Below are 18,388 nucleotides of genomic sequence, written 5' to 3'. Positions count from 1 at the left end.
CATCTATCTATTAACTAAAATAGACCTTAAGCAGATAGCGGCATTGGAATATCTGTTGCGGATATTTTTTTCATGCTGCCTTCTTGCTCTAAGCGAATATGCCAGCTAAACGCTTCTTCAAGTAAATGAGGCGTATGCCCGCCACGCTCACAAGCGCGCTCGTAATAGTCTAACATTGCTTCGCGATAATCTGGGTGCACACAATGCTTAATAACTTGTACAGCACGCTCACGCGGTGCTAAGCCACGTAAATCAGCTAAACCTTGCTCGGTTACTAAAATATCAACATCGTGCTCATTATGATCAACATGGCTCGCCATAGGTACAACGCTTGAAATCGCGCCATTTTTAGCAATTGACTTAGTCACAAATATTGCTAAATGAGCATTACGAGCAAAGTCACCCGAGCCGCCAATACCATTCATCATTCGTGTGCCACACACATGTGTTGAATTTACGTTGCCGTACATATCAAACTCAAGTGCAGTATTAATGGCAATAATACCTAAACGGCGCACTATTTCAGGATGATTAGAAACTTCTTGAGGGCGTAACACTAGTTTATCTTTGTATTGTTCTAAATTATTAAATACTTGCGCATTACAACGCTCCGATAAAACAATTGAGCTGCCTGATGCAAAGCTCATCTTACCTGCGTCAATTAGGTCAAACGTTGAATCATGTAGTACCTCTGAATACATTGTTAAGTCTTTAAAGTCAGAGTCGAGTAGCCCCATCATCACTGCATTAGCAATATTACCAATGCCTGCTTGCAGCGGACCTAAATTAGCTGGCAATTTATTTTGAGCCACTTCGTCTTTAAAAAAGTTAACCAAATGGCGCGCAATTGATGCAGTGTCTTCATCAGGGTCGGTAACGGTCGAAAACGAGTCGCTTTGGTTAGTAAAAACAATACCAACAATTTTTGCAGGATCGATAGGAATAGCAGTGCTACCAATACGGTCATCTACTTTAACTAACGGCATTGGTTGGCGAGTAGGACGATACGAAGGAATGTATATATCATGCAAACCTTCAAGATTAGGGTTATGCAGCATATTAATTTCAACGATGACTTCTTTAGCAAAAATAGCAAAACTCGCTGAATTACCTACCGATGTAGTTGGCACAATATGCCCTTCTTCGGTAATAGCGACTGCTTCAATAACAGCTACATCAGGCATGGTTAATTGATGATTACGTAAATGCTCAACTGTTTCAGATAAATGCTGATCAATAAACATTACTTCGCCGTTATTAATCGCTTTACGCAAGGTGCTATCTACCTGAAAAGGCATACGACGCGCTAAAATGCCTGCTTCGGTAAGTAGTTTATCTAAATCATTACCTAAAGATGCGCCCGTCATTAAATTTATTTTTATTGGATTTTTTTTGACTTGCTCAATTAACGCTCTGGGTACTGCTTTAGCTTCTCCGGCACGAGTGAAGCCACTCATCCCTACAGTCATTCCATCTTTAATAAACAGACTAGCCTGCTCAGCAGACATAACTTTATTGTGTAGATTACTATTGCGAATACGTTCCAAGTTCATTTTGAGCCCCTTTCTAAATTTCACATTATTCTAATCCTAACTTCGTACTAAACAATCTAGACTTAAGTCGCATTTACGAAGTGGGGATAAGCAATATGCTAAAAAGAGAAACAACCTTACGACTTGTTAACATTAATACGTGGTTATTATTAATACTTTCAACAAAAATAAAACAATAACTTGTACTGTAATCCATAAATTAATTGCATTATTTTATGAGATGAAATGTTTTTTGAAGAATTAAGATTATTAATTTAAACACCCAAATGAGGAATTTGGGTGGCAGTCTTACCAGCCACATCTCGGCACACACGTCACAAACTGTGGCTGCTCCCTTCCGGGCCTGACCAGGTTCGCCTGCTAGTGTTGCGAGAGGACCAATAAGACTACCATTGAGGGCCTTGGTTGGCGCGGGAAGGATTATCTCTACTTTTGCTCTGTTATTCAAGGGATAATCTAAAAAGAAAGTGCGATTGCATACTTCATATACAATCGCGGTGCATTTAGCTGTTTTAGTGCGTATTAATTGTTCTCTAACTGCGCTTTTATATTACGAAGTGCTGCTTTTACTTTTTTCATGTTTTCTGGACCCATACGTAAAAGCTGTTTTTGTGCCGCAGGTAATTGCTCCCACTCCGAAAACGCATACTGGTACGTTACTGAATCACGTAGTAACGGCAAATCACCTTCTGGCTCTGGCGTATCAAGTAGTAAATCGATAGCATCCTCCAAGGTTTGATTAAACTCATCATCACCGTAGCCAATTTCACTGTAAGCATTATTTATAAGTGGCTTGTACTCTTCGTACATGCGAACGGCTTGCGCTGCACTCATGCTAGTAAATATTTTTACATACGGTGTGTAACGCTCATAACTATTAGGGTTAATCGTTAGAATATCACCTTCATTTACGCTAAATTTCTCTTCAGGTTGAACAACAGGCGTGTGCTTTTTAGCTACTTTACCTTTAGCTAGGTTATCTACAAATACAACACCACGGCGAATTACATCGTCGGTTACCATTAAGCTCATTACTGAGTCGCTTAGGTACTCGTCCATTTTAGCAACAACAACCGCATCACTTTCGTTAAGCGTTGGTAATGGTTTTACTTCAGGCACCGGCTCACTTGGGCTTTGTGCTGGCACTTCAAGCTCTGCTGGCTTTTCTGGCATAACTGATGGTGCGTCAACTACGGGATCGTTTTCAGGTTTAAGCTCCATCATTGGTTGCTCTTTTGGCGCTTGCTCTACCTCTGTGCGTGTTTGTGGCTCATCACTTGGCTTTAATAGTACAAACGCGGCTGCGCACACAACTATTATTAAAATAATAACGGCGAAAAGAAAATTGTTATTAGGCGGACGTTTTTGAACATCTGACGCTTCTGGTTTATCTGACATACAAACTCCATAAAAATTAAAAGTGCGTTATCACTCAGAGTACTCTGAATGGAAAAAATTCATTATGAGTAGTAACTATAAATACATAACTATTTTAGCTTACAAATATAAACATAAGCTTACTGTACTTACTATTACTCAGTTATCCTTTGATTCTTCTAGCTTAAAGACTTACAGTTAATAAATAAAGTAAAGACGTTGAACAGTTTAAACACCAATATGAAAATCAAGCAAGTCGATCCAGAAAAACCAAAAATTGCCCTATTATTAACGGGCGGTGGCGCACGAGCTGCTTATCAAGTGGGTGTACTTAAAGCGCTCGCTCATAGCATGCCGCGTACAGCTCCATTACCGTTTAGAGTAATAAATGGCACCTCTGCTGGGGCTATTAACTCTGCGGCTTTAGCATGTTACGCCTCTTGTGCACATTTAGCTGTACGAAAACTTGAATCAGTTTGGAAAAACTTTTCGACCTCGATGGTTTATAAAAGTGACTTCTTAAGCGTATTTGGTCATATTGCGCGTAATATTTTAACTAGCTTTCAGTCAGAGCATATTAATCACCCACCAGCGAGTTTGCTAAATAATCGCCCTCTACGTGGTTTGCTCAATGAGATTTTAGACTTACACCGGATAGAGCGTAACTTACACCGTAATTATTTAGATGCGCTGTCTATTACAGCTTCTAGTTATACGACGGGCGACTCTGTTGCGTTTTTTCAATCAAATACGCAAACACCATGGCAACGCGCTAAACGCGAAGGCCAAGCTACGCGTATTAACGTTGAGCATTTAATGGCTTCGAGTGCTATTCCTATGGTGTTTCCAAGTGTAAATATTTATAACCATTACTTTGGTGATGGCTCTATACATCAGCTTTCGCCCTTGAGTCCGTCGATTCATCTAGGTGCTGAAAAAATATTTATTATTGGGGTCGACCAGCCTAAAGAGCTTCACCCACCGGGTTATTCGCCGCATTACCCTGGCTTATCAGCTGTTGCAGGGCATTTACTTGATAGCGTATTTACCGACACTATGCAGTCGGATTTAGAGCGACTGGAACGCGTTAACCGCACTTTAGGATTACTCCCCGCTCGTGATAAACATCAAGAACTTAAGCAAATTGATACCTTTGTTATTAACCCTTCGCAAAACTTTAACGCCATTGCCGCGCAGTATTACGACGATATGCCGTGGGCGATTAAAGTATTACTGCGTACGATCGGTGTTAAAAAACATTCGCAATCGAGTTTGACCAGTTACCTATTGTTTGAAAAACGCTATACCCAACATTTAATGCAAATTGGCTATGAAGATGGCATGGCGCAGCTGCCTAAAATGCGTGAGTTTTTAGAGTTAGATTAAGTCCAAACAAGCACATTATTCTATCCCGTCGAGCAGGTAGTGCTCTACCCGCTCAACACGCCTTGGTTTACCTTGTAGTACTAAAACGTCGTTAGGTAACAAGGTTGTTTGCGCTGATGGCGTGTCTATTTCGGACCCTTCTCTGCGAAGTGCTTTTACGAGTACTCGCCGCTTTTCTAAATTTAGATCTTCAATTGTTTTACTCACCGCATAAGCTTGCTTGGGCAATGCTACAACGTGTAAATATTCTAATCGGTCGGTTGAGGCATCTTCGCTATCTTTAAAATACCCTGCGTAAAAACTTTGCATTAATGGATAACGATTACGTCGCTCTTTACTTACTCGGCGAACAATACGTGTCATGGGTACGCCCGACATAGACAACACATGCGAAACGAGCATTAAGCTCGCCTCTAACGACTCGGGCACCACTTCGGTTACACCTAGCGCTTTTAAATAATCGAGCTGGCTGTCGTCACGAGTCCTAATAAGTATTTTAACGTTAGGTGCTATTTGCTTTATGGCATCAATAACAACTTGCGCGTGATCAAACTCAGTAAAAGTAATAATCACCAACCGAGCTCGCTCTACTCCTGCGCATTTTAAAATATCTTTTTGCTTAACATAACCAAATATTACAGGCTCGCCAGCCGCTTTGCCTTCTTGTACAAGTATTGGGTTACTTTCGATGGCAACGTAGTCTATTGCTTCGGGCTTTAAAAAACGCGCTATAGTTTGTCCAACACGCGAAAAACCACAAATAACAACATGATCGCTATAAAGTGTACTACTTTGTGGCTCACTCTCCAGCGCTAAACTTGGGCGATCGAGTATGCCTAAACGATTTAAAATAAATGGCGTTTTATCAATCAAAAATGGTGTAAATGCCATTGAAAGCACACCCAATGCAATTAAAAATGAAGCTTGCTCTGAGTTTAATAACTGATGCTGGCCAGCAAGTGCGATAAGTACAAAACCAAACTCTCCCATTTGCCACAACATAATGCCACAGGCGAGTGAATCTTGGTTTCGTTCATGCATTAGCCGCGCACTAAGTGCTACTACTGTAATTTTTAATATGAGTAACCCAAGCAATGCGCCAATAATTATTACTATGTGCGCCAGTACAAATAAAATATCTAGCTGCATACCCACAGTTACAAAAAACAGCCCCATTAATATATCGCGAAATGGACGTATATCGGCCTCTAACTGATGCCTATAATGGCTCTCACCTAACATCATTCCCGCTAAAAATGCGCCCAATGCCATAGACAAGCCAAACATATACGTTAAAAAGCCCGCAAATAGCGCTACTAATATAGTGGTAAGTACAAACAATTCATCGGTTCGTACTTGCGCTATTTCTTTAAATACAATGGGCAATACCCATTTACCAATTGCCCAAAGGAGCACACATACAAATGCACCTTTACTTAGGGCAAAGGCTAAAGCCCAGCCAATACTTTGTGAGTCGCTTGATGCAAATAAGGGAAGTATTATTAATAGAGGAACAACAGCAATATCTTGAAAAAGCAGCACACCAACGGCTAATTGTCCTCGGCGCTGATTAAGCTCACCCGTCTCTTTTAATAGCTTAACAACCACCGCAGTTGAAGAAAGCGCCATAATTGTGCCAATAGTAAAGCTGGTGAGTAGAGAAAAGTCTAAACAATATAAGATAATAATGAAGAGTAAACTGGTTATGCCTACTTGCAGAGATCCCAGTCCAAATACTAGGTTTCGCATTGCCATTAACCGCGAGATAGAAAATTCTAACCCCAAACTAAATAACAAAAAGACAATACCAAGCTCTGCTACAAACTCTATTTCATGAGATTGTGCTAACCAACCAATACCATGGCTACCGGCTAAAACCCCAGTTGCTAAGTACGCTAAAATAGGCGGCAAGCCAATGCGTTTAAAAAACCACACAAAAAGCACTGCCGCTACTAATAAGCCAAAAATTTGAGCATTAATACTTTGCAAATGCAGCCTCGCGCTTAAATTAAACTAGTAGCTTGTAAGTAAATATAGCAACCATATGTTTTTCAGGCAATTTTAAAATATGGCACAAAAATAGCTTAGTTATTGCAAAGTAACACCCTCGGGGGAGAATTTAATGGAAAACGTCCATATTTTGACGCAACGTGTGTCAGGTCGCGGTGATTTTTTGCCGTTTTCGGCTGAACATTCACCAACAAACGAAATAACAGAAACACATAAACTCGTTACAGAGCTACAAACAAGCTTAGTGATTGAGGATGTTTTAGCTATATACGCAAAATTTACAAAACAATTGTTAAATTTTTCTGGTTTACAGTTTCAATCAACATTAGGAACTACGCAAACATCAGAAAGTGACACAAATAGTACTCCCTATATTTTTGATTTAGCTATTGGTAATGAACACTTAGGGCAACTAATTTACTTTAGTAAGTTTCCGCTTGGGCAAGCAATTGAGAAAAAATTATATATTTTACATACTGCGCTGGTTTATCCACTTCGCAATGCAATGATGTATAGCAGAGTATTAAAGCTTGCTACAAAAGATGCATTAACCGGTTTAAACAACCGCAGTCAATTTAATGACTTTTTACTGCAAAAACTTGAAAACTGCCGTCGTTATCAGCGTCCATTTAGTTTAATGCTACTTGATCTGGATAACTTTAAACAAGTTAACGATAACTTTGGTCATAAAATTGGTGACGATACACTTAAAGAATTTTCAAAAGTACTGTGTAGCAGCATACGTGGCACTGACTCAGTGTTTAGATTTGGTGGTGATGAGTTTGCTTTACTTATTGAAGACCCTGAGTTTACCACTAATAAAGTGATTGCTGAACGCATAATGTGCTTAGTAAGAAAATCGCCACTAATGTCTAAGTACAAAGTAACAACCAGTATTGGTTTTACTTTAGCTAATAGCCAAGACAGCGAAACTGAAATATTTGCTCGAGCAGATAAAGGCTTATACAAAGCAAAAGCATCTGGCAGAAACTGCGCAAAAGCCTACTAATATTTGCTTAAACTAATTGAATAAAAAAGCCTAGCTTCCCCCGCTAGGCTTTTTTATTGCTAAAATTTCACCCCTAAGGTTTTACACTTACCAATTTATAAATAAACAAAGCAGCACAAAAGCCGAAAAAGAATCCGCTAATTAAATTAAGTAATGCGGTAATTGTAGCAAGCGGTGTAAATAATACTAAAAGCAGTGGCAGGCTCACGCCTAAAATAAAAAACAATCCACCTTTACCTAACCAATAAGCTAATAAAAGTACTGAAGATACAACTCCACCCGCAACTGCATAACCTAACGTAACTATATTTAACTCAAGTAAAACATTAGCGATAATAGCTATTACGGCCGTTATCAGCATACCCATTGGCGCTTTAGTCACTAACGACAAACCAACATGCGGCTGTTTACTCATTTATTTACACTCCCAAAAAATACCATTTTCATCAACATACTTAGCACTTATAAAATAACCAACCACTTGCACTAATTCATCATTATAGAAAATAAGCGGTACGCTGGCGCGAAGCCAAGGTGCTATTTTTGCATCTTTAAACCAATGCTTAACTGTATTACTACCAGGCTTTTTAAGTGGTTTTATACGCGCACTATTGCAATTAAAGCGCACTATTACTTGCTCATTAGCGTGTGGAGGTCTTACACCGCTACCAGCCCTTTTAATTAATAAACGCCCATCAGCAAGTTTTAGTTCTGAATGATTCAGCTCTGTATCTGTTAATACTTCACTTGGTGTTACAAAATACAAATAACCTTGATGCCGGCGTATTTGTCCATCTAGCAAGTCGATACGCATTTGTGCATCGTTTTTTGCGCACATTGCTTGATTAATAATTTGCTCAAGTTGCTTTTGTGATGGCATCACTTGAGTAAATAGAGCAAGCCACGCACGTACTATATTTGCTATGCGCGCTGCGCTGTATTCACTTATTTGGCCAATGCACAGTGCTTGATGCTCGTTAACACACTTATTTAAATCAAGCTGGGTATATTCATCAAGTAGAGTTTGTTGTTGCTGTAGTAGCTCAATGCTTCGTGCAGTGCATTGCTCAAACCCATTAAAGCGCTCAGCTAACACAGGCACTATTTTTGAGCGTAAAAAATTACGATCAAAACTTTCATCTGTATTAGAGTCATCGGTTATGTGGTTAATACCAAACTGCGCTGCAAACGCTTCTATATCGCTGCGCGTTACACTTAACAATGGCCTAAAGCATACACGCCCACTTTGCAGTAAACGCTCTTTATACATAGCACCAAGCCCTTTTAAACCCGAGCCACGCTTTAAGCGCAGTAAAAACGTTTCTACTTGGTCGTTTAAGTGTTGGCCCAGTAAAATAATGCTGCCTTGTGGGCTTAGTTCATCAAGTGCTTTATAACGGGCGTCGCGTGCTTGGGCTTCAAGACTTGTGCGCGACTGCTGCTCAATGACAACTTTCGCAGTTTCATAAGGCACACTAAGCTCAATACATACGTTTTTGCAAAAGCGTTGCCAGTCATCAGCATACTGGCTCAAGCCATGGTGAACATAAATAGCCGAGACATTAATTGCAGGGTTATCTGCTTTTAAAGTGCGCATTAAATGCAACAACACCACAGAATCAACGCCACCAGAGAGCGCCACTGTAAAAGCAGTGTTGCCTTGCTCAATATAGCTATTTAGTGATTTTTTTAATTGCTGATAAATTGCTGATGTATGCATATGGGCGCACTTTAATATAAAAACTCTGAACATTTTAAAGCAAAAAAGCCGCATAAGCGGCTTTTTTTTTAACATTTAATGCGTTTAGCAATAACCAAACGACATTAAACGTTTATAACGTTGATCAAGCATTTCTTCAAGCGTAAGCGCTTGAAGATCAGCTAAGTCACGTTTTAGGCGTTCTTTTAAGTTACGTGCCATACCATCGTAATTGCGGTGCGCTCCACCTAGAGGTTCATCAATTAAATTACTGATTAAATCTAGTTCTTTCACGCGCTCTGCGGTTACACCCATAGCTTCTGCTGCAAGTGGTGCTTTGTCGGCGCTTTTCCAAAGAATAGACGCACAACCTTCAGGCGAAATTACAGAGTAAGTACTGTATTGCAACATGTTAACTCTGTCGCCAACACCAATCGCTAATGCACCACCTGAACCGCCTTCGCCTATAACCGTACATATTGTCGGCACTTTAAGTGTCGCCATTACTTTTAAGTTACGTGCGATTGCTTCAGATTGACCACGCTCTTCTGCACCAACACCTGGGTATGCACCCGGTGTGTCGATAAAAGTCATGATTGGCATTTTAAAACGCTCAGCCATTTCCATTAAGCGTAATGCCTTACGGTAACCTTCTGGCTTTGGCATACCAAAGTTGCGTTTAATTTTTTCAGCAGTGTCACGGCCTTTTTGTTGGCCAATAACCATTACTGGTTCGCCATCTAAACGCGCAACGCCACCTAAAATAGCCGGATCGTTAGCAAAAGTACGATCGCCAGCAAACTCGTCAAATTCCGTGAAAATGCGCTCGATATAATCTCGAGTGTAAGGACGCAACGGATGACGTGCTAACTGTGATACTTGCCAAGCGCCTAAATTAGAAAAAATCTCCTGTTTTTGTTTGGCACTTTTTTCTTTTAGTTTGCTGACTTCCTCTTCTAACTCAAGGTCTAATTCGCCAGCGCGGCTTATATTTTGTAATTCTTCAATTTTTGCTTCTAATTCTGCAATTGGAAGCTCAAAATCAAGATAATTGAGGCTCATGCTCTAAACTACCTAATTAGTTAAATTCTAGTTCTACATCTTGCGCTGCCATTAATGATAACTTATGTATTAAGTCGTCACTTGGCGTAACACACCATTCGATCCCAAGAGTTAATTGAGCCAACGCATCTGGACGTTGGTAATAAACCTTGATCGGACACGTTCCCATTTTATAGGGTTCGAGTACTTTTTGTAATTTATCGAAGAAACCTGCCTCGACTTGCACCATGTTCAGCGTCATTTTAATCGCTTTAATACGTTTTTCACGCGCTTGAGCAATGGTGTTTATTTCTCTGGCGGTCATTGTAATACCACCGGAGAAGTTATCAAAGCTGACCTGTCCAGATATTACCAAGATATTGTTAACTTGGAGCATATCTTGGTACTTTTCAAACTCGTCTGAATACAAGCGTACATCAATCCGTGCACTCTTGTCATCTAAAGTTACTAAGGCCCAACGATTTCCTTTTTTATTGATTAATACCCTTGAAGCAATCACTAAACCTGCGGCCGTTGCAAATACATCACGGTTAGTTGGCTGTAAATCAACTATTTTCCCGCTGGTATAATGCCTAAGCTCACGTCGGTACTGATTTATCGGGTGCCCAGTTAAATAAAGGCCTAGGGTTTCTTTTTCACCATCTAACCATTCGTTATCGGTGAGTCCCGTGGCTTTAATAAAGGCTTGTTCAACTTCGTCAGGCTCGGTGGCTAATAAACCAAACAAATCACTTTGCCCTAATAGCTCAGCTTTGTTGTGTTGATCAGCTGCACGCATTGCATCTTTTAAACTGGCCAGTAATGTAGCACGTCCAGATTGGGTTTTCTCTGGTCCTAATTGATCCAAAGCACCTGCGTAAATTAATTTTTCAGTAACACGTTTATTTAAGCGTTTTAAATCAACACGGGCACAAAAATCAAATAAATCTTTAAATGGGCCACCTTTTGCACGCGCTTCTAAAATTGCTTCAACCGGAGCCTCACCTACGCCTTTTATCGCGCCAATGCCGTAAACAATTTCACCTTCAAGGTTTACTGTAAACTTAAACTCACCTGCATTTACGTCTGGTGGCAATAAAGTGAGCTTCATGTTTTCACATTCGTCCACCAAAATAACTATTTTGTCGGTGTTATCCATATCGGCCGACATTACCGCAGCCATAAACTCAGCAGGATGATGCGTTTTCATCCACAGCGTTTGATACGAAACGAGTGCATATGCCGCTGAGTGAGATTTATTAAAGCCGTAACCAGCGAATTTTTCTACCAAGTCGAAGATTTTTATCGCGAGCTCGCCGTCGATGCCGTTATTTCTTGCGCCATCTTCAAACGTTGAACGCTGCTTTGCCATTTCTTCGGGTTTTTTCTTACCCATTGCACGACGCAGCATGTCGGCGCCACCTAGCGTGTAGCCTGCTAGTACTTGCGCAATTTGCATTACTTGCTCTTGATACAAGATAATGCCGTACGTTGGATCAAGTATTGGTTTTAAGCTTTCGTGCTGATACTGCGCATCTGGGTATGAAATTTCTTCTCGGCCCAATTTTCGGTCGATAAAGTTATCTACCATGCCTGATTGCAGCGGACCTGGTCGGAACAAGGCCACAAGTGCAATCATATCTTCAAAGCAGTCGGGTTTAAGTCGGCGTACTAAGTCTTTCATACCGCGCGACTCTAGCTGGAATACAGCGGTAGTCTCAGCGCGAAGTAGTAACTCAATACTTTTTTTATCATCCAGTGGGATGGTATTTATATCGACAAGGTCTTTACCTTGGCGCTCCATGCGCACGTTGGTCATATCGACCGCCCACTGCAATATAGTCAGTGTACGTAAACCCAAGAAATCGAACTTAACTAAGCCTGCGGTTTCTACGTCGTTTTTATCAAATTGTGTGACCGGAAACTTACCTTCGTCATCGCAATAAAGCGCGGCAAAGTCGGTAATAGTGGTTGGTGATATTACTACGCCACCCGCATGTTTACCTGCGTTACGTGTACACCCTTCAAGGATGCGACACATGTCGATTAAATCTTTTACTTCGTTGTCGCCATCGTAGGCTTCTTGCAAGCGTGGTTCTATATCAAACGCTTTAGCAAGCGTCATCCCTGGATCGCCTGGAATCATTTTTGAAATACGATCAACAAACCCATAAGGATGCCCAAGCACTCGCCCTACATCGCGTATTACCGCTTTTGCAGCCATAGTACCAAAGGTAATAATTTGCGATACGGCGTTTCGACCATACAAAGCCGACACGTGATCAATTACCTCGTCACGTCTATCCATACAGAAATCGACGTCGAAATCGGGCATTGATACACGTTCTGGATTCAAAAATCGCTCAAAAAGCAAATCGAATTCAAGTGGATCCAAATCGGTAATTTTAAGTGCGTACGCAACTAACGAACCCGCACCTGAACCACGACCAGGTCCAACAGGGATATTGTTATCTTTACTCCACTGAATAAACTCCATTACGATTAAGAAGTAACCGGGGAATCCCATTTGGTTAATTACGCCAAGTTCTATATCAAGTCGCTCGTCGTATTCAACACGTTTTACTTTTCGCTCTTCTTCATCGGGGAATAAAAACTGCAACCGCTCTTCAAGACCATCTTGTGACACTTTAACTAAAAACTCATCAATCTTAAGTGAGCCAGTTGGGTAATCAGGTAAAAAGTAAGTCCCTAGCTGAACAGTTACATTACAACGCTTAGCTATCTCTACCGTGTTTTGTAAAGCCTCTGGAATGTCGCTAAACAGCTCTGCCATTTGCTCTGATGTTTTTAGGTATTGTTCTTCAGAGAAACGTTTAGGGCGGCGTTTATCATCCAGCGTGTAGCCGTCAAAAATAGCAACGCGAATTTCGTGCGCTTCAAAGTTTTCTGGCTTTAAAAACACTACTTCGTTGGTGGCTACAACAGGTAACTGCTCTTTGGTAGAAAGCTCTACCGCCATGTGTAAGTAGTCTTCTTCAAGCGGTCGATTGGTGCGAACTAGCTCAAGGTAGTAGTTATCGCTAAAATGCTGCTTGTAAAAACTAACTACCGATTCAATGACACTTGGGTTATTTTTTAATAACGCTTTACCTAAGTCACCGTCTTTAGCGCCAGAGAGAATAATTAAGCCCGTTTTATGTTCCACCAGCCATTCTCGGTCAATCACTGGCCTATGAAACACATGCCCACGCTGATACGCTTTAGATATTAACAAGGTAATATTTTTATAGCCGTCGTTGTCTTTGGCTAATATGGTTAAGCGGCTTGGCTCGTCAGGAAATTCAGGACTACGAACCCAAAAATCTGCCCCCACAATAGGCTTAATACCGGCGTTATGCGTGGCGCCATAAAAGCGCACTAAGCCACAAAAGTTCATTTGATCGGTAATCGCAATCGCAGGCATTTGCAGCTCTTGCGCTTTAGCGACTATCGGCTTTGTTTTAGCGAGGCCGTCAACCATCGAGAAGTCAGAATGAACCCTTAAATGGACAAAATCAGGAGCCGCCATACTTAACCCTCGCCATTGGCTTGCGCCAATACACGTTGCACAGGCTTAAAGCTTTTACGATGCTCGTCAATCGCGCCGTACTGTTCAAGCGCCGCAAAATGCGCTTTAGTCGGATATCCTTTGTGCCCTGCAAAGCCATATTCTGGGTGGCGTTTATCAAGTTCAATCATTTCATCATCACGCGCTACTTTAGCTAAAATAGACGCGGCTGATATTTCAGCTACCAAGCTATCGCCTTTAACAACGGCTTGCGCTGGCATTGCTAATTTAGGCAAACGATTACCATCTATAAATACAAATTCAGGTTGTGTGCTTAACGCCTCTACTGCGCGGGTCATGGCAAGCATCGTTGCGTGCAGAATATTTAATTCATCAATCTCTGTCGGATTGCAGCGACCATAGGCGTAACACAATGCTTTTTCCTTTATTTCAATCGCGAGTGCTTGGCGTTTTTTATCTGTTAATTTTTTAGAATCTGCTAAGCCTGCAATAGGTTTAGTGGGATCTAAAATAACGGCGGCAGTGACTACGTCGCCAACAAGTGGGCCGCGCCCTACTTCATCTACACCGGCAATTAAGGCTACGTTGGGTCTATCAATTTGCATTTATTAACTCCGCCACAGCATTGGCTGCTTGTTCACTGGCATTTAATCTAATTTTTTCGTGAATAGCTAAAAAGCGTGCTTTTAGCTCAATGTTATCTGTATTAAGCATAGGAGTAAGCGCATTTGTTAAATTAGCCACATTACACTCACTTTGTAAAAACTCAGGTACTAGCTCTTCGTCGGCTAATAAATTAGGCAGCGAAAAGTACTTAATATTAAACGTAAATAAGGTTTTAAAAATCCAATAGCTTAAAGGCTTTATTTTATAGCCCACTACCATTGGCTTTTTATAAAGCATGCCTTCAAGTGTTGCGGTGCCCGACGCTAATAAAATAGCATCAGCAGCTTGCATAGCTAATTTTGATTGTCCATCAAGCAGGTTAACATTAAGGTTTGGCGCGGTAGCATTTAATATATCAGTAAACTGCGCTTTGCGTTTTTCGTTAACCAGTGGCACCACAACTTTAAGATTTGGGTTTTTAGCTTGCAACTGCGCGGCTGTTTTAATGTAAGTTTCACTTAGCAAACCAACTTCAGATCCTCGACTACCAGGTAGCAACGCCAGTACTTTGTCATCAAGGCTTAAGCCGAGTTCTGCACGTGCTTTACTATCGTCGTGCTCAAGCGCTATATCGTCAGCCAAAGTATGCCCTACAAATGTACATGGCACTTGGTGTTTATCATAAAATTCTTTTTCGAATGGTAATAACGCCAACACTAAGTTAGTCGCTGCACTAATTGTATGAATACGCTTTTCGCGCCACGCCCAAACAGACGGACTTACATACTGTACGGTTTTAATGCCCGCATCTTTAAGTGGTTTTTCTACACGTAAGTTAAAGTCGGGTGCGTCTATACCTATAAATACATCAGGTGGATTATCTACAAAATGCTGCACGAGTTGTTTACGTATTTTAAGCAAACGCGGCAAACGACCAAGTACCTCAACAAGTCCCATTACCGACAGCTCATCCATGTCGTAAAGTGTTTTACAGCCTTGCGCTTGCATTTTAGGCCCAGCTATACCTTCAAAAATAGCATCCGGGAAGTGCTTTTTAAGGGCTTTAATTAAGCCTTCGCCTAAAATATCGCCCGACAGTTCACCTGCCACAATACCAATTCGTAGTTGTTTTTTATCTTCATTCATTTGATTTTATTTCACAAGTAAACCAAGCGTTCATGAGTATTAGTTTACCGTGTTTTACTGTTTGGTTAAACGCTTTAAATAACTGGTTTTTTATCATTAAATTTAATTTATTGTATTGTTTGTTTTTAATACTGATGTAGCATATAAAATATATATTAAGTTTTACTAATATACATATTGACAAAAATTGCACAAACGTAAATAATATTACAAACTTTCAGTAATTACTGAAAGTTCATTAAATGTTAACTTTGCCAATTAAATATTGTCCTGTTAATCCGTCACTCTCAAGGAGCCAATAATGATAGATGAAACCTTTGTGGATCTATCGCGATTACAGTTTGCTGTTACCGCTCTCTTTCATTTCTTATTCGTACCATTAACTATAGGTATGACCTGGATTTTAGTTATTATGGAATCGGTTTATGTTATGACCGGTCGCGAAATTTATCGTGACATGACTAAGTTTTGGGGAAAATTGTTTGGTATTAACTTTGCAATTGGTGTGGCGACAGGCCTTACCATGGAGTTTGAGTTTGGTACTAACTGGTCTTATTACTCGCATTACGTGGGTGATGTTTTTGGGGCTCCCCTTGCTATTGAAGGTTTAATGGCATTCTTTTTAGAATCGACTTTTGTAGGTATGTTCTTTTTAGGCTGGGATAGACTCTCTAAACGCCAACATTTAGGTGCAACCTTTTTAATGGCCATTGGTACCAATATGTCGGCGCTGTGGATTTTAATTGCCAACGGCTGGATGCAAAACCCAGTAGGTGCTGAATTTAACTATCAAACCATGCGCATGGAAATGACAAGCTTTGCAGAGCTTGTATTTAACCCTGTAGCACAAGTTAAGTTTATTCATACTGTATCGGCAGGCTATGTAGCTGCATCTATGTTTGTACTGGGCATAAGCAGTTGGTACATATTAAAAGGCCGTGATTTAGCGTTTGCTAAACGTTCTTTCTCGGTCGCATCGGGCTTTGGTTTAGCGTCAATTTTATGTGTAATTTTACTCGGTGACGAATCAGGCTACGAGGTAGGTGAAGTTCAAAAAGTAAAACTTGCAACAATTGAAGCTGAGTGGCACACCGAAGAAGCTCCGGCTGCGTTTACCGCATTTGGTTTTCCTGATTCAGAAGAGCAAGTAACACATGCTGCGGTTAAAATACCTTATGCACTGGGATTAATTGCTACGCGTTCACTTGATGAGCAAGTAACGGGTATTAACGACCTAGAAAAACAACACGAAGTACGTATTCGCAACGGTATGATTGCTTATGAATACCTTACAAAGCTCAGAAACGGCGAAGATACACCAGAAAATATTGCCAAGTTTAATTCTATCAAAGACGATTTAGGCTATGGCTTGTTGCTTAAGCGCTACACACCTGATGTTGTAGATGCTACCGAAGAGCACATTCAAAAAGCCGTTAAAGACTCATTCCCTAAAGTAGGCCCTATGTTCTGGTCATTTAGGATTATGGTTGCCTGTGGTGTAGCCATGCTTGGTGTATTTATATTGGCATTTTACTACAACGCACATCGCGTTATTGAGCAAAAGCGCTGGTTGTTATGGGCTGCAGTATTGAGCATTCCACTACCTTGGATAGCTATTGAATTTGGCTGGATAGTTGCTGAGTATGGCCGTCAACCTTGGGCTATATCTGAAATACTGCCGACCTTTTTAGCGACGTCGTCACTGACAGTAAACGATATTTTAATTAGCTTAACTGGGTTTATTGTTTTCTACACTGGTTTAGCCATAGTTGAAGGTTGGTTGATGATTCGCTTTGTTAAGCAAGGACCAAGCTCTCTACATACTGGTAAATACCATTTTGAATTACCAAACAAAGCTGAGCAAACTAAAGGAGAGCAATCATGATTTTTGATTATGAAACATTAAAAATGCTTTGGTGGTTGATCATTGGTGTGCTGCTTATTGGCTTTGCTATTACCGATGGAATGGATATGGGCGTTGCTATGTTGCTTCGCCTAGTTGGTAAAACTGACTCAGAGCGACGTACGGTAATTAATACCATTGGCCCGCACTGGGATGGTAACCAAGTCTGGTTTATAACTGCAGGCGGCGCGTTATTTGCAGCGTGGCCTATGGTTTATGCTGCCGCATTTTCGGGCTTTTACTTTGCCATGATGCTAGTACTATTTGCTTTGTTTTTTAGACCACTTGGGTTTGATTACCGCAGTAAAGTAGACTCAAAACGCTGGCGCAACAACTGGGATTGGGGCTTGCTTGCAGGCAGCGCGATTCCAGCTCTGGTTTTTGGCGTTGCATTTGGTAATTTATTTTTAGGCGTACCGTTTAATATTGATAACCTAATGCGTGTTAGCTACCAAGGCTCATTCTTTGGCTTACTAAACCCATTCGGATTACTTGCTGGCTTAGTCAGTATTACTATGTTGGTTGCTCATGCAGGTATGTGGTTACAACTTCGTACAGCCGATGCAGTAGCTGAGCGTTCGGGTCAATATGGGCGTTATTCACTAATTGTATTTATTGTGTTATTTGCTGCAGCTGGCTTTTGGGTTGCTAATTTAACGGGTTACCAAATTGTATCAATGGCTGATACGCAAAGTCATGCAGACCCTTTAGCTAAAGTAGTCACTACAGCGCAAGGTGCTTGGTTAAGTAATTACAGCAATCGTCCGTGGACAATGACCTTCCCTATTTTAGCCTTTGCAATGGCATTAAGTGCACTTGTGTTTTCTAAATTAAATAAGCCAGCACTTGGACTTATTTCAACAAGCTTAATGTTAATTGGCGTGATTATGACAGCAGGTGTTTCACTGTTCCCATTTATTATGCCATCAAGCAATAATCCAAATATTAGCTTAACAATTTGGGATGCGGTATCGAGCCATAAAACGCTCAATGTAATGTTTGTTGCAGTGTGTATTTTTGTTCCACTTATTTTAGCTTATACCACTTGGTGTTACGTAAAAATGTGGCGCAGAGTAACGGTTGAAGAAATTGAAAACAACACTCACGGTAGCTACTAAGGAGACTAAAC

The 18,388-nt window shown here is 40.8% G+C and carries 13 protein-coding genes and 1 other RNA gene; 4 read left to right on the top strand and 10 right to left on the bottom strand.

Annotation, left to right across the window (positions count from 1 at the left end; genetic code table 11):
- Positions 1-26: 26 nt before the first annotated feature.
- The 3 genes from WNY98_RS14275 to WNY98_RS14265 form a co-directional block, all read right to left on the bottom strand.
- Positions 27-1,553, bottom strand: a complete 1,527-nt coding sequence (locus WNY98_RS14275; protein ID WP_342878206.1) for an acetyl-CoA hydrolase/transferase family protein — start codon at positions 1,551-1,553, stop codon at positions 27-29.
- Positions 1,554-1,839: 286 nt separating this feature from the next.
- An RNA gene (ffs, locus tag WNY98_RS14270) (signal recognition particle sRNA small type) lies at positions 1,840-1,936 on the bottom strand.
- Between the two features lie 139 nt (positions 1,937-2,075).
- A complete protein-coding gene (locus tag WNY98_RS14265; RefSeq protein ID WP_342878205.1) occupies positions 2,076-2,951 on the bottom strand; it encodes a DUF3014 domain-containing protein in 876 nt (291 codons plus the stop codon).
- Positions 2,952-3,170: 219 nt separating this feature from the next.
- Here WNY98_RS14265 and WNY98_RS14260 point away from each other — a divergent pair, with 219 nt between their 5' ends.
- On the top strand, positions 3,171-4,316 hold the full coding sequence (locus WNY98_RS14260; RefSeq protein WP_024599802.1) for a patatin-like phospholipase family protein: 1,146 nt from the start codon (positions 3,171-3,173) through the stop codon (positions 4,314-4,316).
- A 15-nt stretch (positions 4,317-4,331) separates the two neighbouring features.
- Here the strand turns inward: WNY98_RS14260 and WNY98_RS14255 are convergent, their stop codons facing one another.
- Positions 4,332-6,305, bottom strand: a complete 1,974-nt coding sequence (locus WNY98_RS14255; protein WP_076924444.1) for a monovalent cation:proton antiporter-2 (CPA2) family protein — start codon at positions 6,303-6,305, stop codon at positions 4,332-4,334.
- Between the two features lie 133 nt (positions 6,306-6,438).
- Here WNY98_RS14255 and WNY98_RS14250 point away from each other — a divergent pair, with 133 nt between their 5' ends.
- A complete protein-coding gene (locus WNY98_RS14250; RefSeq protein ID WP_342878204.1) occupies positions 6,439-7,335 on the top strand; it encodes a GGDEF domain-containing protein in 897 nt (298 codons plus the stop codon).
- A 73-nt stretch (positions 7,336-7,408) separates the two neighbouring features.
- Here the strand turns inward: WNY98_RS14250 and WNY98_RS14245 are convergent, their stop codons facing one another.
- From WNY98_RS14245 to lpxB, 6 genes are all read right to left on the bottom strand, one after another.
- Entirely contained in the window at positions 7,409-7,750 is a 342-nt protein-coding gene (locus WNY98_RS14245; protein WP_294120164.1) for a hypothetical protein, read from the bottom strand.
- A complete protein-coding gene (tilS, locus tag WNY98_RS14240; RefSeq protein WP_342878203.1) occupies positions 7,751-9,055 on the bottom strand; it encodes a tRNA lysidine(34) synthetase TilS in 1,305 nt (434 codons plus the stop codon).
- A gap of 84 nt (positions 9,056-9,139) precedes the next feature.
- A complete protein-coding gene (gene accA, locus WNY98_RS14235; RefSeq protein ID WP_024599973.1) occupies positions 9,140-10,096 on the bottom strand; it encodes an acetyl-CoA carboxylase carboxyl transferase subunit alpha in 957 nt (318 codons plus the stop codon).
- 16 nt (positions 10,097-10,112) lie between these two features.
- A complete protein-coding gene (dnaE, locus tag WNY98_RS14230) occupies positions 10,113-13,604 on the bottom strand; it encodes a DNA polymerase III subunit alpha (protein ID WP_342878202.1) in 3,492 nt (1,163 codons plus the stop codon).
- A gap of 2 nt (positions 13,605-13,606) precedes the next feature.
- On the bottom strand, positions 13,607-14,209 hold the full coding sequence (gene rnhB, locus WNY98_RS14225; protein ID WP_076924448.1) for a ribonuclease HII: 603 nt from the start codon (positions 14,207-14,209) through the stop codon (positions 13,607-13,609).
- On the bottom strand, positions 14,199-15,356 hold the full coding sequence (gene lpxB, locus WNY98_RS14220) for a lipid-A-disaccharide synthase (protein WP_076924449.1): 1,158 nt from the start codon (positions 15,354-15,356) through the stop codon (positions 14,199-14,201). The genes rnhB and lpxB overlap by 11 nt, the downstream gene beginning before the upstream one ends.
- Before the next feature lie 301 nt (positions 15,357-15,657).
- On the opposite strand from lpxB, the gene WNY98_RS14215 reads away from it, so the two are divergent.
- The gene (locus tag WNY98_RS14215; RefSeq protein ID WP_076924450.1) at positions 15,658-17,241 is read left to right on the top strand and encodes a cytochrome ubiquinol oxidase subunit I; all 1,584 of its coding nucleotides are present in this window, start codon (positions 15,658-15,660) and stop codon (positions 17,239-17,241) included.
- A complete protein-coding gene (gene cydB / locus WNY98_RS14210; RefSeq protein WP_342878201.1) occupies positions 17,238-18,377 on the top strand; it encodes a cytochrome d ubiquinol oxidase subunit II in 1,140 nt (379 codons plus the stop codon). The genes WNY98_RS14215 and cydB overlap by 4 nt, the downstream gene beginning before the upstream one ends.
- The last annotated feature ends 11 nt before the right edge of the window (positions 18,378-18,388 follow it).

This window comes from Pseudoalteromonas sp. AS71 (genome assembly GCF_038900275.1).
Classification (GTDB): Bacteria; Pseudomonadota; Gammaproteobacteria; order Enterobacterales; family Alteromonadaceae; genus Pseudoalteromonas.
This window is presented reverse-complemented; position numbering and strand designations above follow the sequence as displayed.

What these genes read in the sequence shown, in the direction of transcription:
- rnhB (WP_076924448.1), bottom strand. Translation starts at nt 14,209, where the DNA reads ATGCAAATTGATAGACCCAACGTAGCCTTAATTGCCGGTGTAGATGAA.
- cydB (WP_342878201.1), top strand. Translation starts at nt 17,238, where the DNA reads ATGATTTTTGATTATGAAACATTAAAAATGCTTTGGTGGTTGATCATT.
- WNY98_RS14250 (WP_342878204.1), top strand. Translation starts at nt 6,439, where the DNA reads ATGGAAAACGTCCATATTTTGACGCAACGTGTGTCAGGTCGCGGTGAT.
- WNY98_RS14245 (WP_294120164.1), bottom strand. Translation starts at nt 7,750, where the DNA reads ATGAGTAAACAGCCGCATGTTGGTTTGTCGTTAGTGACTAAAGCGCCA.
- tilS (WP_342878203.1), bottom strand. Translation starts at nt 9,055, where the DNA reads ATGCATACATCAGCAATTTATCAGCAATTAAAAAAATCACTAAATAGC.
- accA (WP_024599973.1), bottom strand. Translation starts at nt 10,096, where the DNA reads ATGAGCCTCAATTATCTTGATTTTGAGCTTCCAATTGCAGAATTAGAA.
- WNY98_RS14215 (WP_076924450.1), top strand. Translation starts at nt 15,658, where the DNA reads ATGATAGATGAAACCTTTGTGGATCTATCGCGATTACAGTTTGCTGTT.
- WNY98_RS14260 (WP_024599802.1), top strand. Translation starts at nt 3,171, where the DNA reads ATGAAAATCAAGCAAGTCGATCCAGAAAAACCAAAAATTGCCCTATTA.
- WNY98_RS14265 (WP_342878205.1), bottom strand. Translation starts at nt 2,951, where the DNA reads ATGTCAGATAAACCAGAAGCGTCAGATGTTCAAAAACGTCCGCCTAAT.
- lpxB (WP_076924449.1), bottom strand. Translation starts at nt 15,356, where the DNA reads ATGAATGAAGATAAAAAACAACTACGAATTGGTATTGTGGCAGGTGAA.
- dnaE (WP_342878202.1), bottom strand. Translation starts at nt 13,604, where the DNA reads ATGGCGGCTCCTGATTTTGTCCATTTAAGGGTTCATTCTGACTTCTCG.
- WNY98_RS14275 (WP_342878206.1), bottom strand. Translation starts at nt 1,553, where the DNA reads ATGAACTTGGAACGTATTCGCAATAGTAATCTACACAATAAAGTTATG.